We start from the raw sequence: 23,198 nt of genomic DNA, 5'->3' as shown, positions 1-23,198 counted from the left end.
GCTCATCCTCTTCATGCAATCCCCGCGAAGGGAAAAATGATGAACGACACCGCTTCCATCAAGGCCCCGGTGCCAAGCGAAGTACCAAGGCAGGACCAGCGCAGCTTTTTGCAGCGTCTTGCACACGCCTCCGAACCCTATCTTTACAGCGCTCCCGCACTTATATTAATTGGCGCGATCATGCTGGTTCCACTGATCCTTGGCGTGTCTTATGCCTTTCGCGACATTCAATTGCTCAATCCTTTCTCGGGCGGTTTCGTCGGACTTGAGCATTTTCGGGAACTTGCAACCGATCAGGCGTTTTACCGCTCGCTGAAAAACACACTTTGGTGGACTGGCTGTTCGGTTCTGCTGCAATTCGTATTTGGACTTATTCTGGCATTGCTGCTCGACAAGCCGTTTGCGGGTCGCGGTCTGGCGCAAGCGCTGATCTTCCTGCCATGGGCAGTGCCAACATTTCTGACCGGTCTTAACTGGGCCTGGCTGTTTAATCCGGTTATCGGTCCACTTCCTCATTGGCTGCACGCCATCGGACTATTGAGTGCGCCTGACAATATCCTGTCCGATCCCAATCTTGCCATGTGGGGCATCATCACAGCGGGTGTTTGGTGGGGTATTCCGTTCTTTGCGATCACCATGCTCGCAGCTTTGCAGGCCATCCCACGCGACCTTTACGAAGCAGCAAGCATCGATGGCGCAGGCCCGGCGCAGCGCTTCCTTTCGATCACGCTGCCTTATCTTGCGCCCACCATGGCCATTACCATTTTGTTGCGCACCGTATGGATTGCCAACAGTGCCGATCTGATCGTCGTGATGACGGGCGGTGGCCCAGCTGATCGCACGCAGATCGTCGCAAGCTATATCTTCACGCAGGCTTTCAAGCGGCTCGATTTTGGCTACGCGTCTGCCATTGCGATGGTGCTGCTCGTGTTGCTGATGGTCTATTCGATGCTCATCGTGCTGTTGCGCCAGACGCTTCTGAACAAGGATTGAGGCCATGACAAACCGCAAGTTCCTCCTTGTCGGCGCACATCGCATAGCTATTCTGCTGTTCGTCTTGTTCGCGCTGTTTCCTATCTTCTGGCTGGTCAAAGTTTCCGTCACGCCCAATGACCTGCTTTACAGCGAAGGCGTCCGAATGTGGCCGTCACGCACGACGTTTGATCACTTTAGCCATGTGTTGAATAACAGCTCGTTTCCGCTGTTTTTCCGCAACAGCCTGATCGTGTCCGGCTCAACCGCAATCATCGTTACGCTGCTGGCGTCACTTTCCGGTTATGCGCTGTCACGTTTCAACTTCCGCGCCAAATACTGGATCGTGGCGCTGATGCTGCTCACACAGATGTTTCCGCTCGTGATGCTGATTGCGCCTATCTACAAGATTATGGCACCGCTCGGCCTCACAAATAGCCTGATCGGCCTCATCATCGTTTATTCGGCGTTCAATGTGCCTTTCGCAACCTTCTTAATGCAGTCGTTCTTTGATGGCATTCCGAAAGACCTCGAAGAAGCCGCAAAGATCGACGGTGCGACGCAATTCATGGCGTTTCGCCAGATCATCCTGCCGCTCACTCTGCCCGGCATTGCCGCTACGCTTGGCTTCGTTTTCACCGCAGCGTGGAGCGAGCTTCTGTTCGCACTGATGCTGATTTCCGGCAATGATGCGGCAACTTTCCCGGTCGGGCTTTTGAGCTTCGTCTCAAAATTCTCGGTCGATTTCGGACAGATGATGGCGGCGGGCGTACTCGCGCTGATCCCGGCCTGTCTCTTCTTCTTCCTCATTCAACGATACCTCGTGCAGGGTCTCACGGCTGGTGCGGTCAAAGGCTAGCATGTCTCCCAAAAATTCGAACCGATTTTGGGATAAAGATATGCTTTAAAACAAATAGTTAGAGCATTTCTAACGATTTACCTTAAACAAGAAATGCTCTGAAAGGATACTCCCTATGGCTTCCATTGATATTCAGTCAGTCCGCAAAAGCTACGGCGAACATGCTGTTCTGCACGGCGTTGATCTTGAGATCAAAGACGGGGAATTCATCGTGCTGGTTGGCCCTTCGGGCTGTGGTAAGTCTACGCTTCTGCGCATGATTGCTGGCCTTGAAGACATCACTTCTGGTCAGGTGCAAATCAGCGGCAAACGCGTCAATGAACTGGCACCTAAAGACCGCGACATTGCGATGGTGTTTCAGTCCTATGCGCTCTACCCGCATATGAGTGTCGCCGACAATATGAGCTACAGCATGCGGCTGCGCAAAACGCCGAAAGAAAAGATCGCAAGCGCCATCAAATCAACGGCCACAAAACTCGGCCTTGAGCCCTTGCTGGAACGACGCCCAAAAGCGCTTTCTGGTGGTCAGCGTCAGCGCGTTGCCATGGGCCGTGCGATTGTACGCCAGCCCAAGGCCTTTCTGTTCGATGAGCCACTTTCCAATCTCGATGCCAGACTGCGTGAGCAGATGCGCGCAGAAATTAAGAAACTTCACGCAGAACTGAAAGCCACTTCGATCTACGTCACGCACGACCAAATCGAAGCCATGACGCTCGCTGATCGTATCGTCGCCATGCATGGCGGTGTGGTGCAACAGGTCGGCTCACCGCTTGAACTCTATGACACTCCGGCCAACCTGTTTGTGGCTGGTTTTATCGGCTCACCGGGAATGAACTTTCTTGACGTCACCTATCTAGAGCAGGATGGTGAGCCGCGCCTGAAACTGACCGATGGTATGGTGCTTAAACTGCTGCAACCAATGCAGCTTCAGGACGGCGCACGCGCCACGCTTGGTATTCGGCCCGAACATGTGCAAATTGAAAACGAGGCAGGTATTGCTGCCAGTGTCGATCTTGTCGAACCCACAGGCTTTGGCATTATTCTTCATTTGAGCGTGCACGGACTGCCGTTTAAGATTTTCACGCTGGAGCGCGATGCGCTGCGGTCAGAAGGCACTATTCAGGTGAGCTTCCCGCCGCAACAGCTTCATTTATTCGATGGTGACGGAAATCGCGTAGAGACCGCTTAAACTGCGCCCGAAAAACGTGCCTGTATGTCTAGCGAAAGCAGGGCTACAGGCCGAGCCTGATCACCCGCCTTAACCCAAATCACTTCTTCAATCTCGCTGGAAGCAGCAGGCACCTGCCCTTCCTTAAGGCTAAGATGAAAAAGCTCTGCTTCAACGATTGAATCCGTTTCATTGGCAGCCGGCGCTGACATTTTTGCAGCATAGCGCAGTTGGCTCTCATCAATGAGAATACCAAGCTCTTCCTCAATCTCGCGAATGAGAGCGGTCTGCGGCTCTTCACCGGCGTCGATTTTGCCGCCAGGCTGAAAGAATATCTCGCTACCGCGCTTGCGAACAAGAAGGAAACGGCCCGCTTCATCGCGGATAATAGCTGCTGCAATACGAATCGTTGTCATGATGCCGCAACATCGTCACGAACACGTACACCGTCAAGAATGATTGCCGAAATTGAACGCGCTGTCTGTTCATAAAAATCTGGTTCTTCGGTGCGCTTTCCCATAATTGCAGCCACCTGAACCGAAAAGTCAGAATAATGCTGTGTCACCGCCCAAATGGTGAAAATGAGATTATACGGATCAATCGGCGCAATGCGCTTTTCTTCAATCCAACGGTGAATAACCGCCGCCTTATCATCGACCAGATCTTTCAAATGGCCTTTGAGAAAATCGGTAATCGCCGGTGCGCCATGCAGAATTTCATTGGCGAACAAGCGCGAAGCTTCTGGTCTTTTCGCTGAAATTTCAAGCTTGAGCGCTATGTAGCGGCGCAGTTCCTCAAGCGGATCACCTTCAGGATTGATGCTTTCAAATGGGCCAAGCCATTCTGTCAGTGTTTCTTCGAGAACCGTTACATAGATGTTCTGCTTGCGCGGAAAATAATAAAGCAGGTTTGGCTTCGACATACCTGCTTTTTCAGCAATCTGATCGACTGTCGAACCGCGAAAGCCATAAGCGGAAAAGACGTCCAAAGCTGCATCCAGAATGAGCCTGCGGTTGATGCCCTGAATACGGGTCGCGCCTTCTGTCTTTTCAGTGACAGACTGATCCGTGGGGGAAGTTGCGTCTGTGACCATTTAGCACCTTTATGCAGGGCAGAATTTTGTAAAACCGCTTGACCGTTGTCCAAGGCTCTTCTAGCCTGCATTTTGACCAACTAGTCAAGTTTTTGCAATCGCTGCAACAACATTGAGGCCAAAGAGCCGGGTCACGGGAACAACATAACATGCAAAGCGCAGACAACAATGCTGTGTGTGATGCATGCTTGAAATGTGGAGGCAGAGCGTATGGTGCTCTCCAGTAATCTCAAGGTTAATGGCGACAGGCTGTGGGACAGCCTGATGGACATGGCCGAGATCGGCCCGGGTATTCGCGGTGGCAATAATCGCCAGACTTTGACCGATGAGGACGGCGAAGGCCGTCAGCTTTTCCAGAAATGGTGTGCGCAGGCTGGTCTTTCCATGTCTGTTGACACCATGGGCAACATGTTCTTTTTGCGCCCCGGCGAAGATGCCGATGCTGATCCGGTCTATATGGGCAGCCATCTCGACACACAGCCCACCGGCGGCAGATATGATGGTGTTCTTGGTGTGCTCGGCGGACTTGAAGTCATACGCACGCTTAACGACATGAGCATTAAGACCAAACGTCCGCTTGTCGTGGTCAACTGGACCAATGAAGAAGGCACGCGTTTTGCGCCAGCCATGCTCGCATCCGGTGTTTTTGCCGGTGAGCTTGAGCAGGACTGGGCTTATCAACGAACCGATGCCAAGGGCAACCAATTCGGCGATGAGCTGGAACGCATCGGCTGGAAAGGCGACGAGCCGGTCGGCAAGCGCAAGATCCATTCCATGTTCGAACTGCATATTGAACAGGGGCCAATCCTTGAAATCGAAAACAAGGATATTGGCGTTGTCACCCATGGTCAGGGCCTTTGGTGGCTTCAGGTGACATTGACCGGCAAGGAAGCACATACCGGCTCAACGCCGATGAAGATGCGCAAAAATGCAAGCCTTGGTCTCGGCAAACTGCTGCAACTGGTCAACGAGATCGCCATGGCGCACCAACCAGATGCGGTGGGCGGCGTGGGCCATATTGAAGTCTCGCCAAACTCGCGCAATGTGCTTCCCGGTCAGATCGTTTTCACCGTCGATTTCCGCTCGCCGGACCAAAAGACACTCGATACCATGAAAACGCGCTTTGAAACGGAAGCGCCAAAAATCGCAGCAGACCTTGGCATCGGCATTGAAATTGAAGTGGCAGGCCACTTTGATCCCGTCACTTTTGACGAAGGCTGCGTGACGGCTATTCGCAATGCAGCCGAGCGGCTGGGTTACAGCCATCGCGACATTGTTTCCGGTGCTGGTCACGATGCCTGCTGGATCAATCGCGTCGCGCCCACGGCCATGGTCATGTGCCCATGCGTTGATGGGCTGAGCCATAATGAAGACGAGGAAATTTCAAAGGAGTGGGCATCGGCTGGCGCTGATGTGCTTCTTCATGCCGTATTGGAGACTGCTGAAATTGTGAGTTAGCATTCGTTCCATCCAATACTGCTTAATGTTCGAAACAAAACCAAAAAGGGGAACGCGAACATGGTAAGTTCTGGGGCCAGTAAAGTGATCAAGGGCGGCACAGTCATCACTGCCGACCGCACCTTTAAAGCCGACGTTCTCATCGAAGGCGAGAAGATTGTTGCCGTAGGTGATAATCTGACCGGCGATGAAACCATTGACGCTTCAGGCTGCTACATCATGCCCGGCGGCATCGATCCGCATACGCATTTGCAAATGCCGTTCATGGGCACCTATTCATCCGATGATTTCGATACCGGCACCGCAGCCGCCCTTGCTGGCGGCACCACGATGGTTGTCGACTTCGTGCTGCCCGGACCGGAAGGCAATCTGCTCGACGCGTTGCAGGAATGGTTCCAGAAGGCAGGCAAGGCGCGCACCGATTATTCATTCCACATGGCGATTACGGGCTGGAGCGAACGCGCGTTTAACGAAATGCCAGAAGTGGTGAAGCGCGGCATCAATACTTTCAAGCACTTCATGGCCTATAAGGGCGCGTTGATGGTCAATGATGACGAAATGTTCGCATCATTCCAGCGCTGCGCAGAACTGGGTGCCATGCCGCTCGTTCATGCAGAAAACGGCGATATCGTTGCGCAATTGCAGGCAAAGCTGTTGGCCGCTGGCAATGACGGACCGGAGGCGCACGCCTATTCACGCCCGCCGGAAGTGGAAGGCGAAGCGACCAACCGCGCCATCATGATTGCCGATCAGGCCGGTGTGCCGCTTTATGTGGTGCACACATCCTGCGAGCAGGCCCATGAAGCAATCCGCCGCGCGCGCCAGAAAGGCATGCGGGTTTATGGCGAGCCACTGATCCAGCATTTGACGCTCGATGAAAGTGAATATCACAATCGCGATTGGGATTATGCTGCGCGCCGCGTGATGTCGCCGCCATTCCGCGACAAAGTCAATCAGGATAGTCTCTGGGCAGGTTTAGCTGCAGGCAGTCTGCAATGTGTTGCAACCGATCATTGCGCCTTCACGTCCGAGCAGAAGCGTAATGGCATTGGCAATTTCACCAAAATCCCGAACGGCACTGGCGGACTTGAAGAACGGCTTCCGGTGCTCTGGACACGGGGTGTGCGCACTGGTCGTCTGACGCCAAACGAGTTTGTCGCTGTGACCTCGACCAATATTGCAAAAATTCTCAATATTTATCCGCAGAAAGGCGCAATCCTGCCAGGTGCTGATGCCGATGTCATCATCTGGGACCCCGAAGCCACCAAAACAGTCTCGGCCAAAACACAGCATTCTTCCATTGATTACAATGTGTTCGAAGGTTTTGAACTTAAGGGCCTGCCGGTCCAGACATTCTCGCGCGGTCGCCTTGCTTTTGACAAGGGGCACGTGACCGCGCAGCCGGGCGATGGCCGTTTTGTTGAACGCGAACCAAATGGTGCCGCCAACAAGGCATTGTCGCAATGGAAAGAAATCGTTGCGCCGCGCAAGGTGGAACGCAGCGCCGAACATATGCCGATAGGGGTCTGAATCATGGCTCTGGCTCAATTTCGGGAAATGCGCATGAATTCAGAAAACAGCGTTGCCCCGGAAAGGGGCCTGAAGACTGCAGAGACAGTCATCGACATTAAGGATCTGTCATTGGTTTTTGAAACCAATGACGGTCCGGTTCATGCCCTGTCCGACATTAACCTCGCGGTTAAACGTGGCGAGTTTGTTTCCTTCATCGGGCCATCGGGTTGCGGCAAAACCACTTTGATGCGTGTGGTTGCTGACCTTGAACAGCCAACTTCCGGCTCCGTCACGGTAAACGGCAAAACACCGGAACAGGCGCGGCTTGACCGCTCTTATGGTTATGTATTTCAGGCGGCGGCGTTGTTTCCGTGGCGCACGATTGAAGACAATATCAGCCTGCCGCTTGAGATTATGGGCCATTCAAAAGCCGAGCGAAAAGCCTGTATTGAAAAAAATCTCGCGCTCGTGAATCTCACCGGCTTTGGCAAAAAATTCCCATGGCAGCTTTCCGGCGGTATGCAGCAGCGGGCATCCATTGCGCGTGCATTGTCTTTTGATCCGGATATGCTGTTGATGGACGAACCTTTCGGTGCACTGGATGAGATTGTTCGTGATCACCTCAACGAACAGCTTCTGAAACTCTGGGCGGCAACGCAAAAGACCGTGATCTTTGTAACCCATTCGATCCCGGAAGCAGTGTTTCTTTCAACAAAAATCGTGGTCATGAGCCCGCGTCCGGGCCGCATTCATGAAATCATCGACTGTGATCTTGGCCCTGACCGAACGCTGGACATTCGCGAATCCGAAGCCTTTATCAAGATTGCTCACCGCGTGCGCGATGGCCTGCGTCTGGGGCATATTCATGAGTGAAATCCGGGGGCAGAAATCGTATGAAAGGCGGCGCAGATGACGGCCTTTTTTCGCGACAAATTTATTCCGGTTGCGACCGTCCTCGCAGTGATTTTTGCGATCTGGTACGCATTTGCTGTCTATCTGAACGCATCTTTCGAGCGTGATCAGGCGGAGCGCGCCGGGACCGAAATAGCTTTCTCCACGCTGGTTGGCAAGACGATGTTTCAGGACCGCCCAGTCCTCCCCGCGCCGCATCAGGTGGCTGAGGAAATCTGGAAAACGGTGTTTGTCGTCAAGCCGAGTTCAAAACGTAGCCTCGTCTATCACGGCTGGGTGACGCTGTCCTCGACACTGCTTGGCTTTGTGCTTGGCTCAGCGCTTGGTGTACTGCTTGCAGTGGGCATTGTGCATTCGACAACGCTCGATAAAAGCTTGATGCCGTGGATCATCACTTCGCAAACAATTCCCATTCTTGCCATCGCGCCGATGATTATTGTGGTGCTCAATGCGATTGGAATTTCAGGATTGTTCCCCAAGGCTGTCATTTCCACCTATCTGTCGTTCTTTCCGGTGGCGGTTGGCATGGTCAAGGGTTTGCGCTCGCCTGACATGATGCATCTTGATCTGATGCGCACCTATAATGCATCGAAAAATCAAGTTTTCTGGAAGCTGCGCTGGCCTGCAGCGATGCCGTTTCTGTTTACCTCCATGCAGATTGCGGTTGCCATCAGCCTTGTGGGTGCCATCGTCGGTGAATTGCCGACAGGCGCTGTTGCAGGTCTTGGCGCGAGACTGCTTGCCGGCTCCTATTACGGGCAAACCGTGCAAATATGGGCGGCACTGGTGCTTGCAGCTTTCATGGCTTCCATCCTTGTCGGGCTGGTTGGCATTGCGGCGACAATGGCCAAACGACGCATGGGAATCAAGCCGGAAAAGGCGGCATCATGATCATCAATATTGCTATCATCATCGCTCTGATTGCCGTGTCGTGGTTTGTCGTGCAGGGACTGGCCAGCGTTAAAATCCGCAATGCTCACGGCCAAAGGCTGTTCGATATTGCCGTGCCCGCATTGTTTGGCATTGCCATGCTGGTGCTATGGGAAGTGGCTGTGCGGATTTTCGAAGTTCCATCCGTCCTTCTGCCTGCCCCATCTGCCATATGGGCGCGGATCACAAGTTCTATCCCGATCTTATGGGCAGATTTTCAGCAGACATTCTTAAAGGCTGTCATCATCGGTTATGTGGCGGGATGCGGGCTTGGCTTCATCACCGCCATCATCGCCGACCGCATACCCTTTTTGCGCAAAGGCCTATTGCCAATCGGCAATCTTGCAGCTGCCCTCCCCATTGTCGGCGTGGCCCCCATCATGGTGATGTGGTTTGGCTTTGACTGGCAGTCGAAAGCAGCCGTTGTGATCATCATGACTTTCTTCCCGATGCTGGTGAATACGGTTGCGGGGCTTGCCGCCAGCGGCTCAATGGAGCGCGATCTGATGCAGAGCTATGGTTCCAACTACTGGCAAACGCTGATCAAGCTCCGTCTGCCTGCGGCCATGCCCTTCATCTTCAATGCGCTAAAAATCAATTCAACACTCGCCTTGATCGGCGCGATTGTGGCCGAGTTTTTCGGCACGCCAATCGTCGGCATGGGCTTCCGCATATCGGCTGAGATCGGCCGTATGAATGTGGATATGGTCTGGGCCGAAATCTTTGTGGCAGCTCTTGCGGGATCGCTCTCTTATGGGGTGATTGCGCTGATCGAGCGCAAAATTACATTCTGGCACCCTTCATACAGGAGGGCATGAGCCTGACTATTTGGCATCTACCATCATAAGGCGGACCAAAACGCATTCCGAAAAGTGGGAACCGGTTTTCGGGCAAAATGCGCACAATAAAAAAGAACCAGAGGAGAACTGAAATGAAGAAGGCAATTTCTCTATGCCTTGGAACAGCCGGGCTTGCACTCGCACTCATGACGAGCACCGCAATGTCAGCAGACAAGCTGACCTTGCAGCTCAAATGGGTGACGCAGGGCCAATTCGCCGGTTATTATGTCGCCAAGGACAAAGGCTTCTACGAAGAAGAAAATCTCGATGTTGAAATCAAGCCGGGCGGACCGGACGTAGCACCTCCGCAGGTGATTGCCGGCGGTGGTGCCGATGTGGTGGTGGACTGGATGCCGTCCGCACTTGCCACGCGCGAAAAGGGTGTACCGCTCGTCAATATCGCACAACCTTTCAAGAAATCCGGCATGATGCTGACGTGCCGCAAGGAAACTGGCATTACCAAGCCGGAAGATTTTAAGGGCCGCACGCTGGGCGTCTGGTTCGGGGGCAATGAATATCCGTTCCTGTCGTGGATGAGTCATCTCAAGATTCCAACCACGGGCGGCGCTGATGGCGTGACCGTGTTGAAGCAGGGCTTCAACGTCGATCCCCTGATCCAGAAGCAGGCCGATTGTATTTCGACCATGACCTATAATGAATATTGGCAGGTGATCGATGCCGGTCTTCCTGCCGATCAACTCGTCGTGTTCCCTTATGAAGAACAGGGCGTCGCCACACTTGAAGACGGGCTTTACGTTCTTGATAAGAGCCTTGAAGACCCGGCGATGGTCGACAAGCTCGCTCGCTTTGTCCACGCATCAATGAAGGGCTGGCAATACGCGTCTGAACATCCAGATGAAGCCGCCGAGATCATTTTGGAAAACGATGCTTCCGGCGCACAGACGCAGGAAGTTCAGGAGCGAATGATCAAGGAAATCGCCAAGCTTATCGATGGCTCGGATGGAACACTTGATGTGGCGGCAGCCGACCGTACAGTCGACACGCTGCTTGGAGGTGGTTCCGATCCGGTCATTACCAAAAAGCCGGAAGGCGCATGGACATCCAAAATCACGGATGCTGTAAAAAAGTAGAACAAGAAAAAACCCGGAAGCCGTAGCTTCCGGGTTTTATTTATTTCAGCTTTTCTTCCAAGGCCATAGCTCTGACGAGTTCACGCTCAAGCCGCGCTTCTTCCTCGACCTTTGGCTTGGTAAAGCGTCCGAGAAGAAGATAGGCAACCGGCGTTACAAACAGCGTAGCAATGGTTGCGAGGCCCAAGCCACCAACAATCACCCAGCCAAGTGCCACACGCGCTTCAGCACCCGCCCCACTTGCCAGCACCAGCGGTACGCCACCCAGCACCGAGCATATCATGGTCATGCAGACCGGACGCAGGCGAATATTGGCGGCTTCTTCGATAGCTTCACGAACATTCATGCCCTTGTCGCGCAGCTGATCGGCAAACTCGACAATCAGAATACCGTTCTTGGCCATGATGCCGACCAATAGCACAAGCCCGATCTGGCTATAGACATTGAGCGTAGTCCCAGTCAGAATCATCGCGAACACCGCGCAGCCAAGGCCCAACGGAACGGTCGCCATAACGATCAGTGCGCTGACAAAGCTTTCAAACTGTGCGGCCAAAACCAGCAGAATGATGATGATGGCAAAGCCAAACACCAGCACGATGCCTGTCGAGGTTTCGCTCATGGTCGAAGCTTCCGCCAGCGGAATGATGTGACTGCCGGGCGGCAGCAGGGGTGCTGCGATCTCGAGTGCTGCGGCATAGGCATCACCCAAAGCGAAATCGCTGCGCAGATTGCTTGTTATAGCAACCGACCGCTGGCGCTCTTCGCGATTAAGCTGCGGCGGCACCGCCTCTTCCACAACCGTCGCGATCGAAGACATGGGAACATAACGCCCATCGCTTGTCTTGAGGAAGACATTCTCAAGGTCGGTCGGGTCGTTGATCGGGTTGGTGGTGGATACAAGTTTCACATCGAAACTTCTGTCGCCCACATAGACCGAGCCAATCTTGCGGCCATCGAGAACTGATTGAACCGCGTTGGCCAGACCCGTTATATCAATGCCAAGATCGGATGCGCGTTCACGATTGATCTCAACAGAAAGCTGCGGCTGTGTCGGTTCGACCGACAGGCGCGGTTGCAGGAAACGGGGATCTTTTTCAAGCGCCGCAACGACCGCATCGGCAGCAGGACTGAGCTTGGCGTAATCATTGCCGACGATAGCAAATTGCAGGCCGTTACCGGCACCGCGGATGCCAAGGCTGTTGGGCTGAGCTGCGAAAATACGCACCCCTGTTATGCCTCGCGTGCGTGCTTCAACATCGGCCAGAATTTCCTGCTGCGAACGACTGCGTTCCTTCCATGGGGCCAGTGTAAGCACCATGAAGCCATTATTGGAAGAACCGCCCGAACCGGCAATCGAATAGGTAGTGAGAATTTCACCGCTATCGCGCAAAGGCTGCACGGCTTGTTCGATCTGATTGAGTTGCGACTGAAGAAACTCGACACTGATACCCTGTGGACCATTAACGCGCAAAAATGCCGATGCACGATCTTCGGTCGGCGTCAGTTCCTGTCGGAGCTGTCCGAAACCAACATAGGATGCACCTGCAAAAAGCACCGCTGCCAGCACCACAATGAAAGGCGCCGAAAGACAGGCATGCAAGCTTTTGCGATAGAAATTTCCAAGCCCACTACCAATACGACGCATGAAGAGCGGGCCATGGCCACCACCTTCCGCTTCGTCGTTGCCTTCTTTCAGAAACCGTGATGCCAGCATCGGACAGAGTGTGAGTGCCACAATGGACGACAGCAAAATCGCGATGGCAAGAACAAAGCCAAATTCGCGGAACAGGCCACCCGCCTGCCCCGGCAAAAAGGAGATCGGCACAAAAACTGCAACAAGCGTGAGTGTGGTCGCCACAACCGCGAAGAACACTTCCTGCGTGCCAAGAACTGCTGCCGCACGCGGCCCCATGCCCTGATTGCGTCGGCGCACAATGTTTTCAAGCACAACAATCGCATCGTCCACGACAAGGCCCGTTGCGAGCACCAGCGCCAGAAGGGTGAGGATATTGATGGAAAAGCCAGTTAGATAAATAGCTGCGACCGTACCAATCAGCGCCACAGGAATCGCCAGAGCGGGAATAAGCGTCGCGCGTATATCCCATAAAAACAGAAAGATGATAGCAACAACAATCAGCACCGAGGCAATCAGCGCAATTTCAACCTCATGAATAGCGCCATTGATGAAGTTTGCATCATCACTGGTAACCGTGATCGTAACACCCTGTGGCAATGTCTTTTGCAAATTATCAACGGCTGCGCGGACGCCTTGCGAAATATCCAAGGTATTGGACTGAGCTTGACGCACGATGCCAAGGCCGATTGCCGTCTTGCCGTTGGAGCGCACGGATGAGCTTTCAATATCCGGCCCAAGGGTCACGCTTGCCACATCGCGGATTTGCGTGCGTCCTTTGATGTAGACATTTTCGAAATCTTCAGGCTTTTCGAGATTGGCGGCAGCGCGCACCACAATCGACTGATCGGAACTGCGCAGAGACCCCGCTGGTGCGTCAAGCCCCATTGATGAAAGTGCGCTGGATATATCTGCAATCGTTAGGCCATAGCTTGCCAGACGCGCCTGATTAATGTCGATACGGAAAATCTTGTCGCGGTCGCCATTGATCTGCACATCGGCCACGCCGGGTACGGCGGAAAGCACATCTTGTATGTCATCCTCAACCAGAACCGTCATATCATCGACGGACATGGTGTCCGATGTAACCGCAAGGCGCATCACCGCATCGGCGTTGGAATCCGCCTTGATAATGCGCGAGGGATCGGCATCATCGGGCAGATTATTCGCCACACGCGAAATCGCATCGCGCATATCGGCTGCAGCGACATTCAGATCAACGCCATCGTTGAACTCGACCGTGACGCGGCTGCGTTCAAAGGATGAACTCGACGAAATCGACTTCACGCCCGAAACACGCGCCACAGCGTTTTCCAAAACCTGCGTCAATTGCCGATCGATGGTTTCAGCCGAAGCGCCACTGAAATCGGTACTGATCGTAACGACCGGGCGATCCACATCCGGCAATTCGCGAATGTCGACGCCCGAAAAGGCAGCCAGGCCCGCAACGATAATCAGGACATTGATGACGAAGGCAAAGACAGGGCGGCGAATGAACAGTGCTGTCGAGCCGCCAGTGTTTCCCGAAGACGATTTAGGATTGCTCACGCTTTATCCTCACCCTGCAGTTCGGGTTTTAGCGGGATCGGCCAGTGCCGTCCCCTGTTCGCTCTGCACCCGAACGGGCGCATCGTCGCGCACACTCTGCACACCTTGTGTCACGATCATATCGCCCTGTTTGACCGGGCCGTCGATAAGGATGTTGGTGGAATTGCGCTGCACGATGCGCGCAGGCACTTTCTCGGCCTTGCCGTCATCCACGCGCCAGACATAAGAGCCATCGGCACCCCACTGGATTGCCAGCGGATCGACCGATGGATAGCTATCGCCTGGAAACAGAACTGTCACCGAGAACGACATGCCGGCCCGCAAACGGTCCTGATCATTGTCGATTTCAGCGCGTACATGCAAAGTGCGGCTTGCTTCATCAAGCGTGTTATCCACGGCATTAATGACGCCACTATAGTTGACGCCGGGCAAAGCCGTCGATTGCGCGCTGACCGGCAGGCCAACCTTGATCTGCGGTGCAAAACGTTCCGGCACCCATATGTCGATCAAAACCTTGGAACGATCATCAATACGCGCAATAGACGTATCCGCCGTGATGTAATTGCCGGCATTGACCGGAAGAATGCCGACAACACCCGAAATAGGTGCACGAACGGTGCGACGGCTTAAAGCAAGCTGCGCATCCTGCAGAGCAAGATTGGTATTTGCCAGCGCCAGATCAGCTTCAATTTCCTGCACAACCGTTGCGGTGTTGGTCGCCCGAAGCCGCGCTATGCGATCACGGGTCGTTTGCGCATCTTTGAGCGCAATCTGCGCCTTGTTGACCGCGATCGTTTCTGTCTCATTGTCAAGTTCTGCAATTGCATCGCCAGCCTCTACGGTGTCTCCGGCCTTCACAAGAAGCTTGTTCATCGTGCCGCTGGAAAAAGGCGTGACTGAAACAGTGCTCAGCGCACGCGCAGAGCCAATAGCGGTCAGGCGATTGTTGATGGTTTCCTGTCCTGCCGCTTCAACGATGACCAAAGGTGCAGCCTGCCCCGAAGACTGCCCACGCGTCTGCTGCCCGGACGTTTCCTGAGTGGCAGAGCCTTTGTTTTTGTATAAATACCAGCCACCACCGGCAGCACCAATAATAAGCAGGCACAGAACAATCTGCTTCCAGGATTTCATTCAACTCTCCGGAAAGGCTCTGTCGAGCACGGCGACAAACCTCTGATAAAATATGCACATTCATGTTGGCTGCAAAATATGTCAGCAAACAGTATCAAAATGATGATCGACCCAACCGGTTGCACATAAAAGTGCATCGCTTGCGTCATCACAGATTTTCCCATTTGCGACTTTGCACGCAGCGATTCAGTGCGTCGAGTTAAATTTCGGTAATGCTAGAGCGTGTCGCGCTTAATCATATCCACCGCGCTCGCTCTATCCATTTATTTTAACACATGTCTTTATCCTAAAACCGGTTCCCACTTTTGTGAGACATGCGCTAAAGCACCGTGCGTCGTCTCGGACGCACATGCGTATCAAAGACAACGTTGCCATCAGGCTTCACGCAAAATAGATAATGCCCGTTGGAATTATCTTGCGCATCCATATATAAAAGGCAGGATTTATACGTATTGCATTATGACGAGCATACTAAATTGGGCACGAGCGCATTATGCCTCACAGCCTGTCAATCTGGATTTAACGTATGACGGCTGTTGAAAAATCCATGGATAACGGGAAGGCTGTTACTGATGCAGCCGCAAATGCCGCCCCCATAACAGCCAAGACTGCACCACAGGACAATACATCGCCTGCCCAATTTACCCGCCTTCGCTGGCGCAACAGGCTTTCGAGCAAACTTCTTATTCTCACCGCTCTTGCGGTGCTAATTGCCGAAGTTCTGATCTTCGTTCCATCCATTGCCAATATGCGCGTACGCTGGATGAGTTCGCGGCTTGATACCGTCGAGGCGGTTAGCGAAGTTCTCATCGCAAGCGGCAATATCGATATTCCGCGCGATGTGCAGGATAAGGTTCTGCTTGCGACGGGTACAAAAGCTATTGCCTTTCGTGAGGCAGGCGCATCGCATCTTCTGGCGATGAGCGAAATGCCGGATAGGATTGATCAGGTTGTTGATCTTGCCAATGTCAGCGAAGCCGCCGCAATCTGGGATGCCTTCGGAACGTTATTCAATGGCGGCAATCGCACATTGCGTATTTATGATTCAAACCCACAATCAGATACACCTGGACGCATCATCGAAATCGTTACCTCGGACGCACCATTGCGTCACGCAATGCTGAGCTACGCGATCAATGTGGCTATCATCTCTTTGCTCATATCAGTGATTGCCGCGAGCCTTATCTATCTTATCATTCATGAAATGCTGTTGCGCCCGGTGCGGCTCATGCATCGCAATATGATTGATTTTGCCTCAGCACCTGACAATCCAACACTCATTCTGGTGCCGGAAAACCGCAAAGATGAATTTGGCGTCGCCCAGCGGCAGATTGCACATATTCAGAGCGATTTGCAACGCACGCTTAAAGAACAGAAGCATCTTGCCGATCTTGGACTTGCGGTTTCTAAAATCAATCATGACATGCGCAATATTCTGGCTTCGGCGCAACTCATGTCGGACAGGCTGGCGGATATTGATGACCCAATGGTGAAGCGTTTTGCGCCAAAGCTCATTCACACGCTCAGCCGGGCAATCAGCTATTCGGAAAGCGTAATGGCTTATGGTCGTTCGCAGGAGCTGCCGCCTGCGCCACGTCGCGTGCAGCTTCACTCGATCATTCTCGATGTTCAGGAAACGCTCAATCTGAACAAAGACAGCGGGATCGAGTTTGAGAATCTGGTTGCAGATGATTTTGAACTCAATGCCGATTCTGAACAGCTCTTCCGGGTTTTGTGTAATCTTTGCCGCAATTCAGTACAGGCGATGGAACGCGATCACACCGGCGATGTCGCAACCGTCAAACGTCTGACCATTTCCGCAGGCCGCATCGGCACCACCGCGATCATCGGCGTTGAAGACACAGGTCCAGGCCTGCCACAAAAAGCCCGTGATCACCTCTTCACGGCCTTTAAAGGCTCCACACGCAGCGACGGAACAGGTCTTGGCCTTGCGATTGCGCAGGAACTTACCCGAGCGCATGGCGGCACGATTGAACTGCGCGAAGATCGGCCCATCGGCGCACATTTTGAGATTCGCCTGCCAGACCTGCCGAATTGGAACGAAAAGCAAAATAGTCAGCATAGTTAGAGCATTTCACGCTGTGATTCCTGTTGGACGAATGATTCCTACGGCCACACGTGAGATGATTTTCGCTTCACGGAGGTTTTCCCCATTTTACGAACGGCTAAAAAAGCCCACAAAACCGGGCATTGACGAGAAAACTTCACATAAGCGCATTTTTTTCCAAGAAGGTGCTTGCATTTAGCAATCTGTCCGATTATCAACCGCCCATCGCCGCAGCAAACGCGGCAAACAGGCACGCACCCGTAGCTCAGCTGGATAGAGCACCAGACTACGAATCTGGGGGTCAGAGGTTCGAATCCTTTCGGGTGCGCCATTTTTTTCAATACGTTAGATCTTGTTTTCGCAGACCTCGTTCTGCGGTTAAACTCATGTCGTACCCTGCGACAGGGATGCAGAACGCGTAATGATATCTATAAGAGGAAAGACCAAGGCAGCTGTCGCACCTTGGCCCTTTGAAAAGATTCCGCTGTTTGCAGATCAAATTATCAATGATGCATCATTTCATGAGCAACATCTTTGCCATTCATTGATGAAGGATAGTAGGTCGGCCAGTTCGTGACCTCTTTAAGCAGAGCCGCACGATCATTGCCCCAATAAAGATGATAGTGATCTGCCTTTTCAGGCGCGATGATATGATCGCTGAACTGCATATATTCGGGTGCAGAGCCATCGCCCTCAACCTTTTTGAAGATAAAGCGAACTCCGCGATTGCCCTTGGCATATGTCAGAATCTCATAGCCATCGCTTGCATATTTGCCAGATGAAGCCTTATCGCCTTTATAGAAAGAGACCTCGTCACCCTTGATGACAAGACGGTCGACATCTGTTCGATAGCCGATTTCGTAATAATCGCTGTACTCTTTAGCGCTCTTATCGCCATGCTCTGCCTTGTGCGCAAAGACGGCATCCAGCGTACCATCCTTCAAATAGGGATAGACGGACTGCCAATCACCTTCCCAATCGGATAGCTTGCGATCTTTGACCTGGTTATCCTCAAAATAGCCATTGGACACATTCTTATCATCTTTGTGGGCGTGGTCATGGGAATGCGAATGATTGTGACTGGACACCGATTTTTCCTTTGTCTCTGCCAGGGCCGGACCTGAAACAACCATAGCTGCGCAAAGGCCAAGCGAAGCAAGCAATTTTAACATATCGATTCTCTCCTAGTTGTAAAGGTAATGTAATATCGTTACAATTTTGAAATAGACACTCTTATGGCTTCTGACAAGCGCAACTATCGTTGGCAGCAATTTATTGGGTGTCTGTGCACAAAGCGCACACGCGCTTGTGCCGGTGGATGTGCGCAACAAACAGGTGTTGCATAATCAGCTATGAGACATTTCGACGGGAACCCAGATCAACAAAAACCCGCAATTTGCGGGCTTTGTCTTATTCAGGCTTTGCTTGTTTATCGGCATGACCAAGATCACGCTCAGGCCATACAAGATCACGCACGCGCTGCTTCAACACTTTGGCTTCAGGGAAACCGCCGTCACGCTTACGCTCCCAGATAAACTCTTCGTTGCCATCGGGCATGTGAATGCGGATTTCAAACACGCCACCCGTTGAGGGCCGCAGCGCCACTTCTGCAACGTCCTGCCCGAATGTCTGCAATAGCTCCTGTGCGAGCCACGCCGCCCGCAGCATCCAGTTGCATTGCGTGCAGTATGTGATGGAGATGCGGGGCGCGTTACTCATCAAACATCATTTCCGTTTTCTGCAGTTTCAAAACCTAAACAAAAAAGAGGTGCTCAAGGCACCTCTTTATATTTCTTAATCATCACCCATCTTGAGCGCCTGAATGAAGGCCTCTTGTGGAATTTCGACCTTGCCGAACTGGCGCATGCGCTTTTTACCTTCCTTCTGCTTGTCCAGAAGTTTGCGTTTACGCGAAATATCGCCGCCATAGCACTTGGCCGTCACGTCCTTACGCAGCGCCGAAATGGTTTCGCGCGCCACGATACGGCCGCCGATTGCCGCCTGAATCGGGATCTTGAACATATGCTGCGGGATCAGCTCTTTGAGCTTTTCGCAAAGCACACGGCCACGCTTTTCAGCAGCAGAACGGTGAACCAGCATCGAAAGCGCGTCAACTGGCTCTTCGTTCACGAGGATTGACATCTTGACCAGATCGCCCTCACGGTAGTCCGAGAGGTTATAGTCGAACGATGCATAGCCCTTCGAGATCGACTTCAGACGATCATAGAAATCGAAAACGACTTCGTTGAGCGGCAGATCATAGGTGATCATCGCACGCGGGCCAACATAGGTCAGATCAATCTGGAGGCCGCGACGCTCCTGACAGAGCTTCATGATCGCGCCGAGATAATCATCTGGCGTCATGATGGTGGCGCGAATCCACGGCTCTTCAATCGCTTCGATCTTCACAACATCCGGCATATCAGCCGGGTTGTGCAGCTCTTTCTGCGAGCCGTCCTGCATGTTCAGGCGATAGACAACCGAAGGCGCTGTCGTGATGAGATCGAGATCAAACTCGCGCTCAAGACGTTCCTGAATGATTTCAAGATGCAGAAGCCCCAAGAAGCCGCAGCGGAAACCGAAACCAAGTGCAGCCGACGTCTCCATTTCAAAGGAGAACGACGCATCATTGAGGCGCAGCTTGCCCATGGCTGCGCGCAGATCTTCAAAGTCCGCCGCATCAACCGGAAACAGTCCGCAGAACACAACTGGCTGCGCAGGCTTAAAGCCCGTCAAAGGCTTTTCCGTCGGGCGACGATCTTCGGTGATGGTATCACCAACGCGCGTATCAGCGACTTCTTTAATAGACGCTGTAATAAAGCCGAGTTCACCCGGTCCGAGTTCATCCATCTGAACCATCTTCGGCGTAAACACGCCAGTGCGTTCAACTGGATATTTCGCGCCTGTACCCATCATGCGGATGGTCTGGCCTTTTTTCAGCACGCCATCAATCACGCGGACCAGAACAATAACGCCCAAATAACTATCATACCAGCTGTCGACCAGCATGGCTTTCAGCGGCGCAGTGCGGTCGCCCTCTTTTGGAGGCGGCAGCTGCTCAACAATCGCTTCCAGCACATCAGGGATACCAAGGCCGGTTTTGGCCGAGATCATCACGGCCTTGCTCGCGTCAATGCCGATCACTTCTTCGATCTGGTTCTGAACGCGCTCAGGCTCGGCTGCCGGAAGATCAACCTTGTTCAGCACCACAACAATATCGTGATTGTTGTCGATGGCCTGATAGACATTGGCCAGTGTCTGCGCTTCAACGCCCTGTGAAGCATCCACCACCAAGAGCGACCCTTCGCATGCAGCCAGCGAACGCGAGACTTCATAGGCGAAGTCAACGTGTCCGGGGGTGTCGATAAGGTTCAGCACATAGTCCTCGCCGTTCTTCGCCTTATAGTTAAGACGAACGGTCTGGGCTTTGATGGTGATACCGCGCTCGCGCTCGATATCCATCGAGTCGAGGACCTGGTCCTTCATCTCACGCGTGTCCAGCCCGCCCGTCAATTGAATGAGGCGGTCGGCCAGCGTCGATTTGCCGTGGTCGATATGGGCGACGATCGAAAAATTGCGAATATGGTCAAGTGGTGTGCTCATGCGCGCGATTTACCAGTAAGCCGCGAAATCTCAAAGCGGTATTGCGTGTTTAATACGGGAAAAGCGGCCTTTGTCGCAGTCGTGACAACAAGTCCCCTTTGCGTTGTTGCCAAAAGGCGATAAATCAGCGCCAGAAAACATGCCGCAATCATCATGCGCAACGTCATAATCAGGCTTTCATGCAGGAGTTCAGGATGAAGACCGAACCAAACGAAGTTCACAACAAGCCGAAACTGGTCACCGTTTTTGGCGGCTCTGGCTTTGTTGGACGCGCGGTCGTAGCAAGCCTCACCAAGCGCGGCTATCGGGTGCGCGTTGCCGTGCGCAAGCCAGAAATCGCTTATTACATGGCACCGATCGGCAATGTCGGCCAGATCCAGATGGTTCAGGCCAATGTTCGTCATCGCGGATCGGTCGAGCGCGCGATCATGGGTGCCGATCACGTCATCAACCTGGTTGGCATTCTTGCAGAAGGCGGCAAGCAACGTTTCAATTCTGTTCAGGTGCTGGGTGCAAAGAACGTTGCCGAAGCCACCAAGGCAGCAGGCCTTAAGCTCACGCATCTTTCGTCGCTCGCAGCCGATGCCAACTCCGCATCCGACTACGCCCGCACGAAAGCGGAAGGCGAAAAGGCCGTACTTTCGGTCCTGCCCGATACGGTCATTCTGCGTCCGTCGATCATTTTTGGTCACGAAGACCAATTCTTCAACCGCTTTGCTAATATGGCTCGCTTTTCGCCGTTCTTGCCGGTTATAGGTGGCGGCGAAACCAAGCTCCAGCCGGTTTATGTCGGCGATGTTGCCGAAGCCGTTGCACGCGCAGTCGATGGCAATCTGACAGCAGGCACAGTTTATGAACTGGGCGGACCAGACGTACAGCCATTCAAGCATTGGATGAAAGATACGCTGAGCGTCATCGCACGCAAGCGCATTATCTTGTCCATTCCTTTCTGGGTTGCACGCATTCAGGCGTCGGTTCTCGGTCTGCTGCCAAATCCACTGCTCACCAATGATCAGGTAACTTTGCTCAAGTCCGACAATGTTGTGTCGGATCAGGCCGTCAAAGAAGGCCGTACATTGCAGGGCATAGGCATCAAGCCGGAAGCCGTTGATGCCGTTCTTCCAGCCTATCTCTGGCGCTACCGCGTTGCAGGTCAGTACACCAAGACCGGATTTGCTTGAGACGAAAATATAAATGAATAAAGGGGCCGAAAGGCCCCTTTTCTTTTGTGCGAAATAGCCCTGCCCTTCGCTATGGCTCCGGGCGTTCGTCGCTCAAAAAGCCAAATCGTTGGCCTTTTGTCCGCTATGCGGACCGCGTCTCACCCCCAAATCAGAAGGGCGGCCATTCCAAGTGAGCCAACGATCAGTCGCCACCATGCAAACAGCTTGAAACCATGGCGCGAAACATAATCAAGCAAATGCTTCACAACAAACACGCCCGAGATGAACGCCATGATAAAGCCGACAACGATCAGCGCTGTGTCATTCATCGACAGCGAGCTATGGCTTTTATAAAGATCATAGGTGAAAGCACCGGCCATAGTTGGCATGGCGAGGAAGAACGAAAACTCTGCCGCAGAGCGCTTGTCAGCTCCGAGCAAAAGTGCGCCAACAATCGTCGAGCCTGAACGCGATACGCCGGGGATCATTGCAAGACACTGCACAAAGCCAATCGCCAGGCAAATCGGCAATGGATAATCCATCACATTATTATAGCGCGGCTTAAGATCGAGCTGATCGACCCAGAGCAGAATGAAGCCACCAAGGATCAGCATAACGCAAACCAGCATCGGGGTTTCAAACAACACGCTTTTGATAAAGCCATGCGCCATTGCGCCAATCACGGCGGCGGGGAGAAATGCCAACAGAATACCGAAAACAAATCGCCGCGTCCGGGCATCACGCGGAAAATCGGTCAGAATTTTAATGAGTTTTGACGAGTAAACCGTCAAGATCGCGAGGATTGCACCCAGCTGAATAAGCACCTCAAAGGTCTTGCCGTTGGATTCAAAGCCTAGAAAATGGCCGATCAGCAGCAAATGGCCTGTCGACGAAACGGGGATGAATTCCGTCAAACCTTCGACCAGACCGAGAAAAGCGGCTTCCAGAAGATTATAAATTTCCATGAAGTCAGTACCTTAGAAGGTGGCAGGATAAAAATGGCGCATCTTGACGAGCTGTTAAGCATGAAAGTGCTACAATTAGTGCCTCCAGCGATTGCTTGTCTCATCCAAGCTTAGCACCTACAACCTAAACATTCCGTTGAGGTGGCTTGAATCGCCCGATAGCAGAAATAACCTGCTGCCGGTGCAAATGCCAGCCACAGTTCCTTACCGGAATTAAATCAGAGCTTTTTTAGTCGAGAGTACCGCGTCGATT

Annotated in this window: 20 protein-coding genes and 1 tRNA gene; 12 read left to right on the top strand and 9 right to left on the bottom strand. The window is 53.0% G+C overall.

What is annotated here, in order from left to right:
* Nucleotides 1-39 precede the first annotated feature (39 nt).
* The 3 genes from CEV31_RS07130 to CEV31_RS07120 all read left to right on the top strand — a co-directional run bounded on the left by CEV31_RS07130 (nucleotide 40) and on the right by CEV31_RS07120 (nucleotide 3,020).
* On the top strand, nucleotides 40-993 hold the full coding sequence (locus tag CEV31_RS07130) for a carbohydrate ABC transporter permease (RefSeq protein WP_094506566.1): 954 nt from the start codon (nucleotides 40-42) through the stop codon (nucleotides 991-993).
* A gap of 4 nt (nucleotides 994-997) precedes the next feature.
* On the top strand, nucleotides 998-1,831 hold the full coding sequence (locus tag CEV31_RS07125; protein ID WP_094506319.1) for a carbohydrate ABC transporter permease: 834 nt from the start codon (nucleotides 998-1,000) through the stop codon (nucleotides 1,829-1,831).
* A 115-nt stretch (nucleotides 1,832-1,946) separates the two neighbouring features.
* On the top strand, nucleotides 1,947-3,020 hold the full coding sequence (locus CEV31_RS07120; protein WP_094506318.1) for an ABC transporter ATP-binding protein: 1,074 nt from the start codon (nucleotides 1,947-1,949) through the stop codon (nucleotides 3,018-3,020).
* On the opposite strand, the gene CEV31_RS07115 is transcribed toward CEV31_RS07120, so the two are convergent.
* The gene (locus CEV31_RS07115; RefSeq protein WP_094506317.1) at nucleotides 3,017-3,415 is read right to left on the bottom strand and encodes an NUDIX hydrolase; all 399 of its coding nucleotides are present in this window, start codon (nucleotides 3,413-3,415) and stop codon (nucleotides 3,017-3,019) included. The genes CEV31_RS07120 and CEV31_RS07115 overlap by 4 nt on opposite strands.
* A complete protein-coding gene (locus tag CEV31_RS07110) occupies nucleotides 3,412-4,092 on the bottom strand; it encodes a TetR family transcriptional regulator C-terminal domain-containing protein (RefSeq protein WP_094506316.1) in 681 nt (226 codons plus the stop codon). The genes CEV31_RS07115 and CEV31_RS07110 overlap by 4 nt, the downstream gene beginning before the upstream one ends.
* A gap of 210 nt (nucleotides 4,093-4,302) precedes the next feature.
* Here CEV31_RS07110 and CEV31_RS07105 point away from each other — a divergent pair, with 210 nt between their 5' ends.
* The 6 genes from CEV31_RS07105 (at nucleotide 4,303) to CEV31_RS07080 (ending at nucleotide 10,834) form a co-directional block, all read left to right on the top strand.
* The gene (locus CEV31_RS07105; RefSeq protein WP_094506315.1) at nucleotides 4,303-5,550 is read left to right on the top strand and encodes a Zn-dependent hydrolase; all 1,248 of its coding nucleotides are present in this window, start codon (nucleotides 4,303-4,305) and stop codon (nucleotides 5,548-5,550) included.
* Nucleotides 5,551-5,610: 60 nt separating this feature from the next.
* Nucleotides 5,611-7,080 carry a dihydropyrimidinase gene (hydA, locus tag CEV31_RS07100; RefSeq protein WP_094506314.1) on the top strand — a complete coding sequence of 490 codons (1,470 nt, stop codon included), beginning with the start codon at nucleotides 5,611-5,613 and terminating at the stop codon, nucleotides 7,078-7,080.
* 33 nt (nucleotides 7,081-7,113) lie between these two features.
* Nucleotides 7,114-7,935: an ABC transporter ATP-binding protein gene (locus CEV31_RS07095; protein ID WP_094506565.1), complete on the top strand. Its 822-nt coding sequence runs from the start codon at nucleotides 7,114-7,116 to the stop codon at nucleotides 7,933-7,935.
* A 36-nt stretch (nucleotides 7,936-7,971) separates the two neighbouring features.
* Nucleotides 7,972-8,865 (top strand): ABC transporter permease, encoded by an 894-nt coding sequence (locus CEV31_RS07090; protein WP_094506313.1) that lies wholly within the window; start codon nucleotides 7,972-7,974, stop codon nucleotides 8,863-8,865.
* A complete protein-coding gene (locus tag CEV31_RS07085) occupies nucleotides 8,862-9,722 on the top strand; it encodes an ABC transporter permease (protein WP_094506312.1) in 861 nt (286 codons plus the stop codon). The genes CEV31_RS07090 and CEV31_RS07085 overlap by 4 nt, the downstream gene beginning before the upstream one ends.
* Nucleotides 9,723-9,835: 113 nt before the next feature.
* Complete coding sequence (locus CEV31_RS07080; protein ID WP_094506311.1) at nucleotides 9,836-10,834, top strand: ABC transporter substrate-binding protein; 999 nt, start codon at nucleotides 9,836-9,838, stop codon at nucleotides 10,832-10,834.
* Nucleotides 10,835-10,874: 40 nt separating this feature from the next.
* On the opposite strand, the gene CEV31_RS07075 is transcribed toward CEV31_RS07080, so the two are convergent.
* Nucleotides 10,875-14,015, bottom strand: coding sequence for an efflux RND transporter permease subunit (locus tag CEV31_RS07075; RefSeq protein ID WP_094506310.1), 3,141 nt, complete (start codon nucleotides 14,013-14,015; stop codon nucleotides 10,875-10,877).
* A 9-nt stretch (nucleotides 14,016-14,024) separates the two neighbouring features.
* The gene (locus CEV31_RS07070) at nucleotides 14,025-15,146 is read right to left on the bottom strand and encodes an efflux RND transporter periplasmic adaptor subunit (RefSeq protein ID WP_094506309.1); all 1,122 of its coding nucleotides are present in this window, start codon (nucleotides 15,144-15,146) and stop codon (nucleotides 14,025-14,027) included.
* 526 nt (nucleotides 15,147-15,672) lie between these two features.
* Between CEV31_RS07070 and CEV31_RS07065 the strand changes: the two genes are divergently transcribed.
* Together CEV31_RS07065 and CEV31_RS07060 are read left to right on the top strand one after the other, a co-directional pair.
* Nucleotides 15,673-17,235 carry a sensor histidine kinase gene (locus tag CEV31_RS07065; protein ID WP_094506308.1) on the top strand — a complete coding sequence of 521 codons (1,563 nt, stop codon included), beginning with the start codon at nucleotides 15,673-15,675 and terminating at the stop codon, nucleotides 17,233-17,235.
* A 233-nt stretch (nucleotides 17,236-17,468) separates the two neighbouring features.
* Nucleotides 17,469-17,545: transfer RNA gene (locus CEV31_RS07060), tRNA-Arg, on the top strand.
* Nucleotides 17,546-17,717: 172 nt separating this feature from the next.
* On the opposite strand, the gene CEV31_RS07055 is transcribed toward CEV31_RS07060, so the two are convergent.
* The 4 genes from CEV31_RS07055 to CEV31_RS21055 form a co-directional block, all read right to left on the bottom strand.
* Nucleotides 17,718-18,386, bottom strand: coding sequence for a metal-binding protein ZinT (locus tag CEV31_RS07055; protein WP_094506307.1), 669 nt, complete (start codon nucleotides 18,384-18,386; stop codon nucleotides 17,718-17,720).
* A 238-nt stretch (nucleotides 18,387-18,624) separates the two neighbouring features.
* Nucleotides 18,625-18,933 (bottom strand): SelT/SelW/SelH family protein, encoded by a 309-nt coding sequence (locus CEV31_RS07050; protein WP_094506306.1) that lies wholly within the window; start codon nucleotides 18,931-18,933, stop codon nucleotides 18,625-18,627.
* A 75-nt stretch (nucleotides 18,934-19,008) separates the two neighbouring features.
* Nucleotides 19,009-20,817, bottom strand: coding sequence for a translation elongation factor 4 (lepA, locus tag CEV31_RS07045; RefSeq protein ID WP_094506305.1), 1,809 nt, complete (start codon nucleotides 20,815-20,817; stop codon nucleotides 19,009-19,011).
* Nucleotides 20,814-20,984, bottom strand: coding sequence for a hypothetical protein (locus CEV31_RS21055; protein WP_169717309.1), 171 nt, complete (start codon nucleotides 20,982-20,984; stop codon nucleotides 20,814-20,816). Before CEV31_RS21055 ends, lepA begins: the two co-directional genes overlap by 4 nt.
* Before the next feature lie 27 nt (nucleotides 20,985-21,011).
* Here CEV31_RS21055 and CEV31_RS07040 point away from each other — a divergent pair, with 27 nt between their 5' ends.
* Nucleotides 21,012-21,998: a complex I NDUFA9 subunit family protein gene (locus tag CEV31_RS07040; RefSeq protein WP_094506304.1), complete on the top strand. Its 987-nt coding sequence runs from the start codon at nucleotides 21,012-21,014 to the stop codon at nucleotides 21,996-21,998.
* 140 nt (nucleotides 21,999-22,138) lie between these two features.
* Here CEV31_RS07040 and CEV31_RS07035 read toward each other — a convergent pair whose 3' ends face one another.
* On the bottom strand, nucleotides 22,139-22,945 hold the full coding sequence (locus CEV31_RS07035; RefSeq protein ID WP_094506303.1) for an undecaprenyl-diphosphate phosphatase: 807 nt from the start codon (nucleotides 22,943-22,945) through the stop codon (nucleotides 22,139-22,141).
* Between the last annotated feature and the right edge of the window lie 253 nt (nucleotides 22,946-23,198).

Source organism: Brucella thiophenivorans, assembly GCF_002252445.1.
In the GTDB taxonomy this organism is placed as follows: domain Bacteria; phylum Pseudomonadota; class Alphaproteobacteria; order Rhizobiales; family Rhizobiaceae; genus Brucella; species Brucella thiophenivorans.
This window is presented reverse-complemented; position numbering and strand designations above follow the sequence as displayed.